Origin of the sequence: Mycolicibacterium fallax (assembly GCF_010726955.1) — a bacterium.
Classification (GTDB): Bacteria; Actinomycetota; Actinomycetes; order Mycobacteriales; family Mycobacteriaceae; genus Mycobacterium; species Mycobacterium fallax.
In genome coordinates this window covers 108,323-123,514 of sequence record NZ_AP022603.1, presented here as the reverse complement: position 1 = coordinate 123,514, position 15,192 = coordinate 108,323, and the positions used below count along the sequence as shown (strand labels likewise).

Annotated in this window: 14 protein-coding genes; 7 read left to right on the top strand and 7 right to left on the bottom strand. The window is 69.2% G+C overall.

The window, feature by feature from the left end; all coding sequences use genetic code 11:
- The first annotated feature begins 128 nt into the window (after positions 1-128).
- From G6N10_RS00600 to G6N10_RS00590, 3 genes are all read left to right on the top strand, one after another.
- Positions 129-989, top strand: a complete 861-nt coding sequence (locus tag G6N10_RS00600; RefSeq protein WP_085093486.1) for a mycofactocin-coupled SDR family oxidoreductase — start codon at positions 129-131, stop codon at positions 987-989.
- Between the two features lie 67 nt (positions 990-1,056).
- Positions 1,057-1,248: a ferredoxin gene (locus tag G6N10_RS00595; protein WP_085093484.1), complete on the top strand. Its 192-nt coding sequence runs from the start codon at positions 1,057-1,059 to the stop codon at positions 1,246-1,248.
- 59 nt (positions 1,249-1,307) lie between these two features.
- On the top strand, positions 1,308-2,669 hold the full coding sequence (locus tag G6N10_RS00590) for a cytochrome P450 (RefSeq protein WP_085093482.1): 1,362 nt from the start codon (positions 1,308-1,310) through the stop codon (positions 2,667-2,669).
- Between the two features lie 286 nt (positions 2,670-2,955).
- Here the strand turns inward: G6N10_RS00590 and G6N10_RS00585 are convergent, their stop codons facing one another.
- Together G6N10_RS00585 and G6N10_RS00580 are read right to left on the bottom strand one after the other, a co-directional pair.
- Positions 2,956-3,723, bottom strand: coding sequence for an SDR family NAD(P)-dependent oxidoreductase (locus G6N10_RS00585; protein WP_263993223.1), 768 nt, complete (start codon positions 3,721-3,723; stop codon positions 2,956-2,958).
- Complete coding sequence (locus tag G6N10_RS00580; RefSeq protein WP_085093479.1) at positions 3,716-4,237, bottom strand: hypothetical protein; 522 nt, start codon at positions 4,235-4,237, stop codon at positions 3,716-3,718. The genes G6N10_RS00585 and G6N10_RS00580 overlap by 8 nt, the downstream gene beginning before the upstream one ends.
- A gap of 81 nt (positions 4,238-4,318) precedes the next feature.
- Here G6N10_RS00580 and G6N10_RS00575 point away from each other — a divergent pair, with 81 nt between their 5' ends.
- Positions 4,319-4,942, top strand: a complete 624-nt coding sequence (locus tag G6N10_RS00575; RefSeq protein WP_085093477.1) for a TetR/AcrR family transcriptional regulator — start codon at positions 4,319-4,321, stop codon at positions 4,940-4,942.
- On the opposite strand, the gene G6N10_RS00570 is transcribed toward G6N10_RS00575, so the two are convergent.
- The 4 genes from G6N10_RS00570 to G6N10_RS00555 all read right to left on the bottom strand — a co-directional run bounded on the left by G6N10_RS00570 (position 4,943) and on the right by G6N10_RS00555 (position 9,653).
- A complete protein-coding gene (locus G6N10_RS00570; protein WP_085093475.1) occupies positions 4,943-6,214 on the bottom strand; it encodes a cytochrome P450 in 1,272 nt (423 codons plus the stop codon). It abuts the gene before it with no gap.
- Positions 6,211-6,675, bottom strand: coding sequence for a hypothetical protein (locus G6N10_RS00565; RefSeq protein ID WP_085093473.1), 465 nt, complete (start codon positions 6,673-6,675; stop codon positions 6,211-6,213). The genes G6N10_RS00570 and G6N10_RS00565 overlap by 4 nt, the downstream gene beginning before the upstream one ends.
- A complete protein-coding gene (locus G6N10_RS00560) occupies positions 6,672-8,033 on the bottom strand; it encodes an aromatic ring-hydroxylating oxygenase subunit alpha (RefSeq protein ID WP_085093471.1) in 1,362 nt (453 codons plus the stop codon). The genes G6N10_RS00565 and G6N10_RS00560 overlap by 4 nt, the downstream gene beginning before the upstream one ends.
- Positions 8,034-8,216: 183 nt before the next feature.
- Positions 8,217-9,653 (bottom strand): aldehyde dehydrogenase family protein, encoded by a 1,437-nt coding sequence (locus tag G6N10_RS00555; RefSeq protein WP_234810457.1) that lies wholly within the window; start codon positions 9,651-9,653, stop codon positions 8,217-8,219.
- Between the two features lie 177 nt (positions 9,654-9,830).
- Here G6N10_RS00555 and G6N10_RS00550 point away from each other — a divergent pair, with 177 nt between their 5' ends.
- The gene (locus tag G6N10_RS00550; protein WP_085093467.1) at positions 9,831-10,607 is read left to right on the top strand and encodes an SDR family NAD(P)-dependent oxidoreductase; all 777 of its coding nucleotides are present in this window, start codon (positions 9,831-9,833) and stop codon (positions 10,605-10,607) included.
- A 108-nt stretch (positions 10,608-10,715) separates the two neighbouring features.
- Here G6N10_RS00550 and G6N10_RS00545 read toward each other — a convergent pair whose 3' ends face one another.
- A complete protein-coding gene (locus tag G6N10_RS00545) occupies positions 10,716-12,353 on the bottom strand; it encodes a PucR family transcriptional regulator (protein ID WP_085093465.1) in 1,638 nt (545 codons plus the stop codon).
- Between the two features lie 162 nt (positions 12,354-12,515).
- Between G6N10_RS00545 and G6N10_RS00540 the strand changes: the two genes are divergently transcribed.
- Together G6N10_RS00540 and amaB are read left to right on the top strand one after the other, a co-directional pair.
- Positions 12,516-13,601: a saccharopine dehydrogenase family protein gene (locus tag G6N10_RS00540; protein ID WP_085093463.1), complete on the top strand. Its 1,086-nt coding sequence runs from the start codon at positions 12,516-12,518 to the stop codon at positions 13,599-13,601.
- Positions 13,602-13,620: 19 nt separating this feature from the next.
- The gene (amaB, locus tag G6N10_RS00535) at positions 13,621-15,186 is read left to right on the top strand and encodes an L-piperidine-6-carboxylate dehydrogenase (protein ID WP_085093462.1); all 1,566 of its coding nucleotides are present in this window, start codon (positions 13,621-13,623) and stop codon (positions 15,184-15,186) included.
- The last annotated feature ends 6 nt before the right edge of the window (positions 15,187-15,192 follow it).

Here is a 15,192-nt window from a genome sequence, read left to right as displayed (position 1 = left end):
TGGGAAAACGCGCATTACAAGACTGTCAGTCCACAAACCTTGTGTCACGTTGCGCCGCGAGAGTAGGATTCTCATAATCGAAAATCGACATTCTGACCGGGCCGCTGGGCCCGGGCGAAAGGAAGACCGTGGGACGCGTTCAGGGCAAGGTCGCATTCATCACCGGCGCGGGCCGCGGCCAGGGCCGCAGTCACGCATTGCGGCTGGCCGAAGAGGGCGCCGACATCATCGCCGTCGACATCTGCGAGAACATCGACACCATCGGCTACCCGATGGCCAGCCAGGAGGATCTCGATGAGACCGCCAAGCTGGTGGAGAAGACCGGTCGCGGCATCGTCGCGGTGAAGGCCGACGTCCGCGAGGCCGCCCAGCTCCAGGCCGCCCTGGAGGCAGGCCTGGCGCAGTTCGGCAAGCTCGACATCGTGGTGGCCCAGGCCGGCGTCGCCGCCATGAAGGGTGCACCGGCGATGCAGGCCTGGACCGACGGGATCAACACCAACCTGATCGGCACCATCAATGCCATCCAGGTCGCGCTCCCCCATCTCAACGAGGGCGCGTCGATCATCGCCACCGCGTCCGCGGCCGCGCTGATGGACGCGCACAACAAGCCGAACCCCGGCGGCGACCCGGGCGGCATGGGCTACATGGTGTCCAAGCGGATGATCTCCGAGTACGTGCACTACCTGGCCACCGAGCTGGCCGTGCGCGGGATCCGCGCCAACGTGGTGCACCCGACCAACTGCAACACCGACATGCTGCAGAGCCCGCCGATGTACAAGTCGTTCCGCCCGGATCTGGAGAACCCGACCCGCGCCGACGCCGAGCCGGTCTTCGCCGTCCAGCAGGCCATGCGGGTGCCCTACGTCGACCCCGAGGACATCAGCAACGCCGTGCTGTGGCTGGCCTCCGATGAGTCCCGCTTCGTCACCGGCATGCAGCTGCGCGTCGACGCAGGCGGCTACCTGAAGTGGTACGACTACCACGTCTGATCCACAAACCCGCTGCACCGCAGCATAATTCGGCACCACAGCATGATTCGGCGATAAGGATGCACACATGAAGGTATGGGTGGACCGCGACAAGTGCCAGGGCCACACCCTGTGCGCGATGATCGCCCCCGACTCATTTGTCCTCGATGACGTCGACGGTCATTCCACGGCCGTCAACGAAATCGTTCCCGAGGATCAGCAGGACGCGGTGCGCGAGGCCGCCCAGTCCTGCCCCGAGCAAGCGATCAACATCGAATGACGCCGACCGGCCCGCAGATCGGGCCGTCGGATCGTTCAGCACAACAAGGAGACAACGCCGTGAGTATCGACGATGTCAGCGTCGACAAGCCCACCCCGTATCACTTCGATCGGCACAGCCCGGAGTACCGGTTGCAGTTCGAGACGATCACCGAGGAGATGCACGCCAAGTGCCCGATGGCGTGGACGGAGACCTACGGCGGCCACTGGGTGGCCGCCGGCAGCAAGGAGGTCTTCGAGCTGGCCCGCTGCCCGGTGGTGTCCAACGATCACGACGTCTCCGGCACCGGGACCGGGTATCAGGGCATCAGCATTCCGGTTGCCAGCCGCGCCTCCTATGTGCGCGGCGGGATCCTGGAGATGGACGAGCCCGAGCACAGCAACTACCGCGGGGTGATGAACCCGTACCTGTCGCCGGCGGCGATCAAGCGCTGGGTGCCGTTCGTCGACGAGATCACCCGGGCGGCCATCGACGAGAAGATCGAGACCGGTCAGATCGACTTCGTCGAGGACCTGGCCAATGTCGTGCCTGCGGTGCTGACGCTGGCGATGATGGGCGTCGAGCTGAACAAGTGGAAGGTCTACAGCGAGCCGACGCACGCCTCGGTCTACACCCCGGAGGACTCCCCGGACCGCGAGCGGATCAACGAGATGCACCGCGAGATGGGCCTGGACATCATCAAGGCGATGGTGGAGGTCAAGGAGACTCCCCGGCCCGGGCTGGTCAGTGCCCTGGTGCACGCCGAGATCGACGGCAAGCCGGCCCCCGAGATCGAGATCCTGGGCAACCTGGGCCTGGTGATCGGTGGCGGCTTCGACACCACCACCGCGTTGACCGCGCACGCCCTGGAGTGGCTGGGCGAGCATCCCGAGGAGCGCAAGCGGCTGACCGAGGAGCGCGACACGCTGCTGGCTCCGGCCACCGAGGAGTTCCTGCGGTTCTTCACCCCCGCCCCCGGGGACGGCCGCACCTTCGCCGCCGACACCGAGTTCGAGGGCACCCAGTTCAAGGAGGGTGAGCGGCTGTGGCTGTCCTGGGCGATGGCCAACCGCGACCCGCAGGTGTTCGAGAACCCGAATGACATCGTGTTGGATCGAAAGGGCAACCGGCACTTCAGCTTCGGGCTCGGCGTGCATCGCTGCGCCGGCTCGAACGTGGCCCGCACGGTGTTCAAGTCGATGCTGATGGCGGTGCTCGACCGGATGCCGGACTACCAGTGCGACCCCGCCGGCGCGGTGCACTACGACACCATCGGCGTCATCCAGGGCATGCGGAACCTGCCGGCCACCTTCACCCCCGGCAAGCGAATGGGCCCCGGTCTGGAGGAAACACTGGCCAACCTGCAGCGCATCTGCGACGAGCAGGAACTGGCCCGGCCGATCACCGAGCGGAAGGACACCGCGGTCATCGACTGGAAGTAGGGCACCCGGGCCAGCCCCACACCCTGGCCCGGTGAAAACACCGCGGTCATCGACTGGAAGTAGGGCACCCGGGCCAGCCCCACACCCTGGCCCGGTGAAAACACCGCGGTCATCGACTGGAAGTAGGGCACCCGGGCCAGCCCCACACCCTGGCCCGGTGAAAACACCGCGGTCATCGACTGGAAGTAGGGCACCGGGCCAGCCCCACACCCTGGCCCGGGAAAAACACCGCGGTCATCGACTGGAAGTAGGGCACCCGGGCCAGCCCCACACCCTGGGTTTTTGCTCAGATCACCGCGCCGCCGTTGACGCCGAGGACCTGGCCGGTGACGAAACCGGCCTCTTCCGAACAGAAGTAGGCCACCGCCGCGGCGATGTCCTCGCCGGTGCCCAGGTGTCCCATCGGGATCCGTTTCGCCAACTCCTCCGACGAGCCGAGCTTCCCGTCGGCCTGCGACTGGCGGGTCATCGGGGTGTCGATGCTCGACGGCGGAATGTTGTTGACGGTGATGCCCTTCGCGGCGTACTCGTTGGCCAGCGATCGGGTCAGGGTGATCACCGCCCCCTTGGCCGCGGCGTAGTGCGCCATGTAGGGCGCGCCGCGCTGGGCACTCGAGGAGGAGATCATCACGATCCGGCCCCACCGCCCGGCCAGCATGTCGGGCAGTGCCAGCTGACAGCAGTGGAAGGTGCCGTTGAGGTTGATGTCGACGATCCGGTGCCAGTCCTCGACGCTGATGTCGGTGAACTTGCCGAAGCCCACCTTGCCCGCGCTGGTCACCAGGATCTCGATCGGCCCCAGTTCGGCACGCACCCGGCGGTAGCCGGCGTCGACCGACGAGCGGTCGGCCACGTCGGCGCGCACCGCGATCGCCGTCCCGCCGGCGAGGTTGATCGCCTCGGCCACCCGGCGCGCCGCGGCCTCATCGACGTCGAGCACCGCGACCCTGTCGCCGCGGCGGGCCAACTCCAGGGCACTGGCCTCCCCCATCCCCGACCCGCCGCCGGTGACGACCGCCACCCGGCCAGACCCGAGGGCCACCCGGTCAGACACTGAGCCCGTGCTTCTCGAAGTGCCGGGCCAGCGCCTGCATGTACTCGTCGCCGTGGAACGGTCCGCGCGCCCCGATCGCGCGCTCCAGGAACGGCCCGTACTCCTCGTCGTTGACGTAGGTCGACCAGTGGGTGATCTGGGCGTCCTCGTTGGTGTCGACGAAACTGATGGAATAGAACCCCATCGTCTCCCCGTCGGTGGTGGTGCCCTCCCACCGGTACCGCATGACGAATCCGTTCTCGGCCGGCCAGACCCGGTAGTCCACCGGCTTCCAGTCCGGGAACACCACCGAGTACGCCTTGGCCTCCACGGTCGCCGCCACATCGAACGAGGTCGCCACGTCCTTGAGGACCAGTTCCTGGCCGGCGACGAAGTAGGGCGAGGTGTAGACCGCGTCGTCGGCGAATTCCCACTCGTCGTAACGCTCGCCGTCGGCGACCTTCTGCAGCACGTATTTGTCGCGGTAGCTCTCCGCCATCCGGCGGTGCTTGGCGATCCGCTCAACGAGGTCCATCGGTTTCCTTTCGGTGGGGGTTGGCGAACCAACCGGTGACATGCGGGCCGACGACGGCCGGCGGCCTGCAAAGATGTAGTTGTGGTGGAACGTTGGACACGGCAGCGGCGCGTCGAGCACACCCGCAACCTGTTGCTCGACGCGGCCGAGGAAGTGGTGGCGCGGCAGGGTTTCGGGGCGGCCGCCCTGGAGGTCATCGCCGAGTCCGCCGGCTACACCCGAGGCGCCATCTACTCGCATTTCGGCACCAAGGAGGAGTTGTTCCTGGCGGTGATGGAGCGCCAGCTGCAACGCTTCCTGGACGGCTTCAACGACATCGTCGATTCGTTCCGGACCGTCGGGGATTTCGACTCCGACCAGCTGGCCGACCGGTGGCGGATGCTCACCATCGCTGAGCCGCACCGGGCGGCGTTGGGGTACGAGTTCACCCTGTTCCTGCTGCGCAATCCCGAGGTCCGCGAGCGGGTTGCCGCCCAGCGCCAGGCCACCGCGCAGTCGCTGGCCGATTACATCGACGCCCATCTGGTCAAGATCGGCGCCCGGCTGCGGGTGCCGTCGCAGTTGCTGGCCAAGGTGCTGATCGCCACCTACGAGGGCATCACCCTGGGCAGTCACATCGACTCCGAGAACCTCTACCGCCCCTACCTGGAGATGGTGATGTCGCACGTCGAGCCCGCCGACCCCGAGGCCGCCCAGCCCAGTTGATCATCGGGCCGGGCTGAACCGAATGTGCAGCCGGGTCAGCCCACGCAGGATGAACGTCGGGATGTAGCGGTAGCGCCGCTGATCGGCCGGGCCGTGCCGGTCCTCGTCGATCCAGAACTCCTCGGTGCGGTCGAACAGCCTGTTGAGGCTCACCTTGCCCTCGACCCGGGCCAACGGTGCGCCCGGGCAGCTGTGCACGCCGCGCCCAAAAGCGATGTGGTTACGTGCGTTCGGCCGGTCCAGATCGAAGGTGTCCGGGTCGGCGAAGCGGCGCGGGTCCCGGTTGGCGGCCGCGTTGACCAGCATGACGGTGCTGCCCGCGGGCACGGTGACGCCGCCGACCTCGACGTCGCGGGTGGCCAGCCGAAAATCCCCGCGCACCGGGCTCTCCAGCCGCAGGCACTCCTCGATGAACCTGGGGATCAGGCCGCGATCGGCGCGCAGCCGGGCCTGCAGCTCGCGGTCCTCGGCCAACATCATCACCGACGCACTGAGCAGCCGCACCGTGGTTTCCTGGCCCGCGGCAAAGAGATTCGCCGCAACCCGGACCGCGTCGATCACCCGCGGGGTGCGGCCGTCGGGGAACTTCGCGGCCGCCACCCCGGTCAGCACATCCTCGCGCGGGTGGGCCCGACGGTCACCGATGTAGCCGCTGAACTTGCCGTACAGATATTCCAGCGGGCTGGCGTGCATGGTGTCACCGTCGCTGCTGCCGATGGTGCCCGCGGCATCCTCCAACAGGGCCCGGTGGAACTCCGGGTGGTCGGACTCGGGCACGCCGAGCAGATCGGCGATCACCAGCATGGCGAACGGGCTGCCGTAGTCGGCGATGTACTCGCAGCGATCACCGGCCAGCGCGAGGTCGTACTGCCGGTCGGCCAGCCGCCACATGAACTCCTCGTTCTCCTTGAGCCGCTTGGGGGTGATCATGGTCGACAGCAGCGCGCGGTGCGCGGTGTGCGACGGCGGGTCGAAGGTGGGCAGCTGATCGCTCATCGGCAACTCGTCGCGGTGCGCGGCGATCAGCGCCGGGATGTCGGACTCGGCGTCCAGCGGCACCGGGAAGCCGGGGAACGGCCCGGTCACCGAGATGCACGACGAGAACCCCTCGGTGTCGTTGTAGATTGCGACGGCCTCGTCGTAGCCGGTGACCATCACGACGTCGTGGTGCGGTTCCCGGCGCAGCGGGTGATCTCGGCGCAACCCGGCCAGATAGTCGTAGGGGTCGGCGAGCAACCCGTTGTCGGTGAAGAAATCCGGCTCGTCGGTCATCGGGTGATCTCCACATCCTGGTAGCCGGCCAACAGTTCGGGCGGCGGCAACGGCATCTGCAGGTAGACGTCGATGTGGGTGATCTTGCCGGCGGCGTTGAACTCGTACACCGACAGCGAGTTGACCACGCTGTGCAGGTCACCGATCGTGCTGCGTTCCTCGAGTTCGAGGAAGACCCGGCCGTCGACCTCGGTGACCCTTTTGAAGGTGGCGTCCCACTGTGCGGCCGGCGCCCAGCCGGTCAGGAAGCCGACGTAGCCGGCCCAGTCCATCGTCTCCTTGAAGTTGCCGACCCGGACGAACTCGTCGACCTCGATCATGTCCCGCAGCGGATTCCAGCTCGCCGCACCGAACCCGGGTTCCTTGGCGCCGTCCACCACCGCCTTGGTGACGACGGCGTACTCGATCGCCCGCCTGGCATTTCCGTCGCGGCCGAGCAGCGCGTCGCGAAGATCGGTCACTGCGCGGCTCCGGCCAGATAGCGATCCACCACGGAGTGAAAGTGGGCGATCACCACCTCCTCCTTGACCAGCGACATGTGTTCCAGCCGGGTGTTGCGCAACCCGCGCTGCTGACGCGGCATCTGCTCGTAATCCTGTTGCAGGGCGAGAAAATACGGGAAGCTGCCGGCTTCGGTGACCTCCAGATGCGCGGCGGCGAAGGCCTCGCGGTGCTCCTCGGGCAGCCACATGACGCTGAGGATGTGCCAGTAGCAGCGGTTCGGGTCTCCGCTCTCGTGCGGCTGGGCGAGGATGACGGTGGCCTCCCCCGCCCGAACCGTCATGAAGAAGTTCGGGAACAGCACCCAGCCGTTGTTGTCGCTCATCTGGGCGTCGGTCAGGCCGCCGACGTCGAATCCCATTCCGGTCAGAGTTTCCCGGGTTGCCCGCTGCAGCAGGGTCCGCGGGGTCACCCCCTCCGGCAGGTTCAGCACACCCGCCTCGTCGCGGTATTCGCCGACGAGTTCGGCGAATCGCGGCAGCACGGCGGTGACCGACGGGAAGGTTTCCGGCAGGCCCATGATGCCCTCGATCTGTTCCTCCAGACCGTACTTCTTGCCGGCCACCTCGAACGGCGCGCAGGACACGCTGTGCTTGTCGAAGAACCGGTACCGGGTGGTGCTCGGGTCGATCATCACCACCTGCAGCAGCTGCGGATGGATCCCGGAGATGTGGTAGCCCTCGGAGAAGGCGTCCATCACCACCTTCCAGTTGCAGTTCAACGCCTCCCGCACATCCAGCACGGTGACCATCTGGTCCAGCCGGTAGGGCTCCAGCAGGTCGACCACCTCAGCGCCGAGGAACTCTCGCAGCGGCGCGGCGTTCGGGTCGGGGTTGAGGAAGATGAACCCGGCGAAGCAGTCGACCGAAACTTCCAGCAGGCCAAGGCTTTCCTTGTCCAGTTGGGTCAGCACGTTCTCCCGCTCCCGCAGTGCGCCCTTGAGCTTGCCCTCCAGGTCGTAAGACCACAGGTGGTACTGGCACAGGATGCCCCGCTTGGCATTGCCACTGCCCTTGCACAGCACGTTGCCGCGGTGCCGGCAGGCGTTGACGAACCCGCGAACCCGGTGGTCCCGGCCGCGAATCAGCAGGAAGGACTGGTCCAGCAGTTGGTATTCCTTCCAGTCGCCGACCTCGGGCAGCTCGGATTCGCGGCCGGCGGCCTGCCAGACCTTCATCCAGATGTTGTCGTGTTCCGCCCGGACCACGTCGGCATCGACGTAGCGGCCGGTGCTGATGTCCATCCGGTAGCGCCCAGACTCGATGTCGTCGAGCGCCAGGGCGTTGTCGAACCAGTAGCCGGGTTGGGTTGTGGTCATGCGGGAACTCCTCGGGCAGCGGAAGGGGGCATCGGCGATGCCCCAGCTATGACGCCGATCACTACTATACATATCTGTATTCGATATACACGGATGTATATGAAGTCCCGAGCCACCCGGAAACAAGTTCGGGGTGTGTCGCACGATTGCGCGTCACACCCCGAATTCCCTTGTTGCCCAGCCTTATTCGGGCATGCCGATGGTCTTGATGTGCAGGTACTCCTGGTAGCCGTGGGTGCCGTTGCGATAACCCAGGCCGCTCTGACCGGTGCCGCCGAACGGACTGTCGATGCCGAAGTGACTCTTGCCGTTGATGGTGACGTTGCCGGTGCGCAACCGCGCGGCGATCGCGAACGCCCGGTCGACGTCGGCGCCGGACACCTCGCCGGACAACCCGTAGATGGAGTTGTTGGCGATCGCGACGGCCTCGTCGTCGGTGTCGTACGGCGTCACGGTGAGCACCGGACCGAAGATCTCCTCCTGGGCGATCCGGCTGTTCGGGTCCACGTCGGCCAGCAGGGTGGGCTCGGTGTAGTAGCCGACCGGCAGGTTCGCCGGGATGCCGCCGCCGGTCACCAGTCGGGCGCCGTCGGCGACGCCCGAGGCGATCAGGCCCAGTACCTTCTCGCGCTGCGCGGCACAGATCTGCGGCCCCTGCATGACACCCGGGGTCCACGGGTCCCCCACCGGGAAGTTCTGCATCATCGTGGCAAGCAGCCCGATGCCCTCCTCGTAGCGACTGCGCGGCAACAGGATCCGGCTCGGCAGCACGCAGCTCTGCCCGGACATCACGCACGCCATCATCGCGGCCAGCGGCATGGCGGCGTTCAGGTCGGCGTCCTCGAGCACGATGTGCGCGGACTTGCCGCCGAGCTCCAGCAGGGTCTTCTTCACCGTCGGGGCGGCGGCGGCCAGGATCGCCCGGCCGGTGGCCGTCGACCCGGTGAAGGTGATCATGTCCACCCGCGGATCGGCCGACAGCGCGGCGCCGACCTCGTTGGCGTTGGAGGTCACCACGTTGAACACCCCGGCCGGGATGTCGGTCTCCTCGGCCACGATCCGGCCCAGCTCGCTGCCCGACCACGGGGTCAGCTGCGCGGGTTTGAGCACCACGGTGTTGCCGGCCATCAGCGCCGGCACCGTCTCGGCGATGTTCAGATACAGCGGCACGTTCCACGGGGTGATCGCACCGACCACGCCGACCGGCTCGTAGCGCAGCATCCGACGCGCCGGCCCCAGCGGGGTGTCGTGCAGGCCGGTGTCGCGCAGGTACTCGAAGTCGGCGCCGAACTCGGCCCAGTGCTTGACCTCGTGGATCGGGCTCTCGATCTGGGAGCCGGTGACCGTCACCGGGCAGCCGACCTCGGTGATCAGAATGCGGCGCAGCCGTTCCTTGCTCCGCTCCATCGCGTCATGCAGTTGCATCAGGCAGTGCTTGCGGAACTCCAGGTCGGCCGACCAGCTGCCGTCGTCGAAGGCCCGTCGCGCCGCGGCGACCGCGCGGCCCATGTCCTCGACCGTGCCGTCGGCGGCCCGGCCGACGACCTGCTCGCTGGCCGGGTGAATGACCTCGAAGGCGGCGCCGCCGGCGGCATGCTGCAGCTCACCGTCGATCAGCATTCGGTCGTCGCCGGCCAACACGCCGGTCTCGTTCGCCTCACTGGCCACAAGCACTCCCTTGACTGTCATCGACGTCAAATACTTTCTGCCGCCATTGTTTTCGATTACCCGTACAGTTGAAAGCCACTCTAACTAGATTGGGAGCGCGCGGTGGGGATATCGCGCGAGAGGAGCGAGATGACGCTGAATCTGGACCTGTCCGGCCGCACCGCCCTGATCACCGGCTCCGGCCAGGGCGTCGGGCACGGCCTGGCCCGCACCTTCGCCGAGGCCGGCGCCGAGGTCCTGGTCAACGACCTGCGCGCGGAGCGCGCCGAGGAGGTGGCCGCCGCGATCCGGGCCGCCGGCGGCGCCGCCCGCGCGGTGCCGTTCGACGTGACCGACTACGCGGCGGTGTCCGCCGCGGTGGCCGATGCCGGCCCGGTGGACATCCTGGTCAACAACGCCGGCAACGCCGGGCCGGACGGGTTTGGGACGCGCGGCCGGTTCGCGGACTCCGAGCCCGCCGGGTGGGAGCCGTTCCTGCGGGTGAACCTCTACGGCGTGCTGCACTGCACCCGGGCCGCGCTGCCCGGGATGGAGCAGCGCGGTTGGGGCCGGATCATCACGATCGTCTCCGACGCGGCCCGCACCGGCGATGCCTTCGGTGCGGCCTACGGGGCGTCCAAGGCAGGCGCGGCCGCGCTCACCCGATCGGTGGCGCTGGAATCCGGTCGCCACGGCGTGACGGCCAACAATATCGCGCTGGGCACCATGCGCACTCCGATGACCGAGCCGCTGTGGGCCGAGCCGGATGCACCGCAGGCCAAGGCGATCCTGTCCGGCTACGCCATCCGGCGCCCCGGCGTCGCCGACGACCTCGCCGCGCTGGCGGTGGTGCTGGCCGGCGAGCAGGGCTCCTGGATCACCGGTCAGACCATCCCGGTCAACGGCGGGTACTCGTTCGCCCTGTAGCCGCAGCCGCGCCCGTTCCCGCCCAGCCGTCCCCGCCCAGCCGTTCCCGCGTCTGCCCCCTCGAGTGTGAAAATATTTTCACTCTCGGGCGCGAGCGTGAAAATATTTTCACTCTCGAGGCGGAGGGGCCGGTTCGCCGGAGCGCTTGTGCACCTCCAGCCCCAGCCAGATCGGCAGCACCTGGTCGGGATCGGCGAGGTCGACGCCGAAGATCGCCGCAATCCGGCCGAGCCGATAGCGCACCGTGTTGGGGTGCACGCCGAGGGCCGCCGCCGTGCGGGTGGCGTCGCGCCAGTTGCGCAGATACACCCGCAGCAGCTCGGCGAAATCGGTGCCGAACTGCAGATCGTGCGCCCGGATCTCGCCGACCCGCTCGGAGACCAGTCGCGGATCGTCGGCGGCGGCCGCCGCCAGGTCGGCGAAGCTGGTCCGGTCCGCCATCTGCCGGTGCGTCGCCACCGCGGGCAGCCCCGGCTCCCGGCGCAACAGGGTGGCCACCTTGGCCGAGCGCTGCGCCGAGGCCCGGATCTGCGGGACCGCGGTGACCACCGGCCCGATGCCGACCACCGCGGTCAGCTCCAGCGCGCTGCGCGCCGACCCGACGATCGCCTCGGCCGCCGCGATCAGATCGTCGGGCGCCGACAGCGTCGGGGCCGAGCACAGCACCTGCACCAGATCCCCGGCACCGGCCACCCCGACCACCAGCTTCCGGGACTGGCAGGTGAGTTCGACCAGCGCCGCGAACCGTTGCCGACGGGCGATCAGCCGCTGCGCCGGGGTGACGGCGGCGATCGTCATCGCGGCCACCGGCGCCCCCGGCACGAAGCCCAGCACGGTGGCGGCGTCGCGCAGATCCCCACCGCCGGAGATCAATTCGGCGGCCGCCTCGCTGCGCTGCCGGCGGGCCAGGTCCTCGGACTGCCGAGCCCGCAGCAGGTGCACGGCCACCACCGGCGCGACGTCGGTCAGGTGCCGCTCCGAGCCGGCGCGCAGTCCGGCCGGGGGCACCGTCACCCACAGCGAGCCGATCACCTCATCCCCGGAGCGGATCGCCACCCCCAGCCGATCCAGGTCGGTGCCGACCGCCTTGATCCGGCAGACCGACGCCGATTGGTAGACCTGCCGGTACTGGCCGGGGTTCTCCGGCGCGAACGGCACCCGCCGGCCCAGGATGGCGTTGCGGCGCGGTTCGTCGATCGGGTACTGCCCCGACGAGTAGGCCAGCACCCGCAGGTCGGCGTCCTCGATCACCACGGCCCCGCCGACCGAATCGGAGATCGCCTCGGCCACCGCGAACAGGTCACCGGTGGCGATCGCCGGAACCCCGCCGGCCAACTGGGCGGCGGCCAGGATCGCCGCCCGCAGCCGCGCCTCCACCCCCAGCCAGTCCGCGTCGTCGTCGACGGTCAGCAGCACCAGCCGGTGACCGTCGGCCTCGGCGGCCAGGCCCGGGCCGGCGGCCAGGGTGCCCCGGCGCACCACCAGCGCGGCGTACCCCGCGGTCGCCGCCTCGGCCAGCACCGCGGACACGTCGACCAGCTGCGCGGCCAGCCCGACGCCGAGCAGCACCGCTCCGGGCACCGGGCGCAGCGCGGCCAGCGGGTCGAACAGCACCGTGCGGGTCACCGGTGTGTCGCCTCCGGCCGGGTCGCCGGCCAGCTCCAGGCCCACCGATTCGGAGACATTCACCAGGTCGCGGACCCGGCACCGACCGCCCAGTCGCACCGCGCCGTCGTCGAGCACCATGACTCAGCGTAGGCCGGTTTGTGATCGGTGAACAAGATCAACCCGTCATCGGCAGCTCGCCCAACAATGACCCGGGGCGGGCACGGCTGCCAGGCTGGAGGTACCCCCGTCCTCGGTCACCGCCGACCGGCGACGCCCCCGCGCACCCCGGAGGACACCGCCATGGCACAGCGCATCGAGCGAGTAGCGGTCTTCGGCCTCGGCAAGGTCGGCGAATTGGTCGCCGAGATGCTGACCGACTCCGATTTCGCCGTCGTCGGCCACGACGCCCGCGCCACCGTCTCTCCGGACGCCCGGTTCACCGCCCGCGTCACCGACGTCACCGATCCCGCGGCCACCCGCGCCGCGCTGGCCGACGTCGACGCCGTGGTGTCCTGCCTGCCGTTTCACCTCAACATCGCCGTCGCCGAGGCGGCGGGCGAACTCGGCGTGCACTACTTCGACCTCACCGAGGATGTGCCCACCACCAACCGGGTGATCGAGCTCGCCGACCAGGGCGGCGACGCGGCATTCGTGCCGCAGTGCGGGCTGGCGCCCGGGCTGATCGGCATCATCGGTGCCTCGATGGCCAAGGAGTTCGACAGCGTGCGCTCCATCGAGCTCAAGGTCGGTGCGCTGCCGCAGAACCCGACCGGCCTGCTCGGCTACGCGGTCAACTGGTCGGCCGAGGGCGTGGTCAACGAATACCTCAATGACGCCGAGGTGCTGCGCGGCGGCCTCGCGCAACTGGTGCCGGCGATGACCGACACCGAACGGGTGCTGATCGGCGGCGTCGAGCTGGAGGCCGCGTTGACCTCCGGCGGGCTGGGCACCATGTGCCGGACCTATGCCGGGCAGGTGGCGCGGCTGGACTACAAGACCCTGCGCTACCCCGGGCACTTCCAGCAGATGCGCTTTCTGTTCGACGAGTTGCGGCTGCGCGATCGCCGGGACCTGGTCGGCGAGCTGATCGTCGACGCCAAGCCCCCGGTCAACGACGACATCGTCTACCTGCACGCCGCCGTCGAGGGCGTTAAGCACTCAAAGCCGTTCCGGGAGAACTACGTTCGCGGCTATCTGCCCTGTGACATCGGCGGGCACCGGTGGCGCGCGATCTCCTGGACCACCGCCGCCTCCGCGGTCGCCGTCGTCGAACTCGTCGCCGCCGGCCGGCTGCCGCGGACCGGATTCATCCGCCAGGAGGACATCGGCTTCGCCGCGCTGTGCGACACCAAGGCCGGCCGCCGATTCGCCCACGCCGGCCGCTGACCGGGAGAAGGATCACCCCATGAGCACCAGTCTGAGTCCGGTCATCACGCTGCCCGACACCGACGAGCTGCGCAGCCGCGCCCGCGACGCGCTGGCTCGCTGCGGCGTCGACCTGGCCGCCCTGGACGGCGCCGCGCTGGGCGCCGACGGCCCGCGGGTCACCGCGCGCACCCCGGTCACCGGGGCGGACCTGTTCGACTATCCGGGGGCGGGGGCGCCCGGCGTGGCCGCCGCCATCGACGCCGCGCACCAGGCCTATCTGGCCTGGCGCACCGTCCCGGCGCCGGTGCGCGGCGCGCTGATCAAACGATTCGGCGAGCTGCTCACCGAGCACAAGGCCGACATCGCCGAACTGATCGGCGTCGAGGTCGGCAAGATCGCCTCCGAGGCCCTCGGCGAGGTGCAGGAGATGATCGACATCTGCGACTTCGCCCTCGGGCTGTCCCGTCAGCTCGACGGCCGCACCATGCCCTCGGAGCGCCCCGGCCACCGGCTGATGGAAACCTGGCATCCGATCGGCGTGGTCGGGGTGATCTCGGCGTTCAACTTCCCCGCCGCGGTGTGGGCGTGGAACGCCGTGCTGGCGGTGGTCTGCGGCGACGCGGTGGTGTGGAAGCCCTCGGAGCTGGCGGTGCTGACCGCCGCCGGCTGCTCGGCGGTGTTCGACCGGGCCGCCGCCGAGGTCGGCGCCCCGGCGAACCTGAACACGCTGGTGGCCGCGTCGGCGGACGACGCCGCGGTGCTGCTGGACAGCCCCCGGGTGCCGGTCGTCAGCGCCACCGGTTCGGAGCGGATGGGCGCGCAGGTCGCCCCGCGGGTGGCCGCCCGGTTCGGCCGCACCATCTTGGAGCTCGGCGGCAACAATGCCGCGATCGTCACCGCGTCGGCCGACCTGGACCTGGCGGTGCGCGGCATCGTGTTCGCCGCGGCCGGCACCGCCGGCCAGCGCTGCACGACGATGCGGCGGGTCATCGTGCACCACGATGTCGCCGACACCCTGCTGGACCGGCTGTGCGCGGTCTACCGCCGGCTGCCGGTGGGCGACCCGTTCGCCGAGGACACCCTGGTCGGGCCGCTGATCGACGGCCGCGCGTACCGGAACATGGCCGCCGCGCTCGACGACGCCGTCGCTCAGGGCGGCACGGTGCGGGTCGGCGGCGGCCGCCGGGACTCCTCCGACGGGTCGTACTACGTCGAGCCGGCGATCGTGGAGATGCCCGCCCAGACCGAGATCGTGCGCACCGAGACGTTCGCGCCGATCCTGTACGTGCTGCGCTACCGCACCCTGGCGGAGGCCATCGCCCTGCACAACGACGTGCCGCAAGGCCTGTCGTCGGCGATCTTCACCCTCGACCAGCGCGAGGCCGAGCGGTTCATGGCCGCCGACGGCTCCGACTGCGGCATCGTCAACGTCAACATCGGCACCTCGGGTGCGGAGATCGGCGGCGCGTTCGGTGGCGAGAAGACCACCGGCGGCGGCCGCGAGTCCGGGTCCGACGCCTGGCGCGGGTACATGCGCCGGGCCACCAACACGGTCAACTACTCCACCGAGCTGCCGCTGGCCCAGGGCGTCAACTTCGGCTGACCCGCC

Excerpts from the sequence above, each read along its gene's own strand:
- amaB (WP_085093462.1), top strand. The coding sequence starts at position 13,621 with ATGAGCACCAGTCTGAGTCCGGTCATCACGCTGCCCGACACCGACGAG.
- G6N10_RS00595 (WP_085093484.1), top strand. The coding sequence starts at position 1,057 with ATGAAGGTATGGGTGGACCGCGACAAGTGCCAGGGCCACACCCTGTGC.
- G6N10_RS00540 (WP_085093463.1), top strand. The coding sequence starts at position 12,516 with ATGGCACAGCGCATCGAGCGAGTAGCGGTCTTCGGCCTCGGCAAGGTC.
- G6N10_RS00580 (WP_085093479.1), bottom strand. The coding sequence starts at position 4,237 with ATGGACCTCGTTGAGCGGATCGCCAAGCACCGCCGGATGGCGGAGAGC.
- G6N10_RS00550 (WP_085093467.1), top strand. The coding sequence starts at position 9,831 with ATGACGCTGAATCTGGACCTGTCCGGCCGCACCGCCCTGATCACCGGC.
- G6N10_RS00555 (WP_234810457.1), bottom strand. The coding sequence starts at position 9,653 with ATGCTGATCGACGGTGAGCTGCAGCATGCCGCCGGCGGCGCCGCCTTC.
- G6N10_RS00570 (WP_085093475.1), bottom strand. The coding sequence starts at position 6,214 with ATGACCGACGAGCCGGATTTCTTCACCGACAACGGGTTGCTCGCCGAC.
- G6N10_RS00545 (WP_085093465.1), bottom strand. The coding sequence starts at position 12,353 with ATGGTGCTCGACGACGGCGCGGTGCGACTGGGCGGTCGGTGCCGGGTC.
- G6N10_RS00560 (WP_085093471.1), bottom strand. The coding sequence starts at position 8,033 with ATGACCACAACCCAACCCGGCTACTGGTTCGACAACGCCCTGGCGCTC.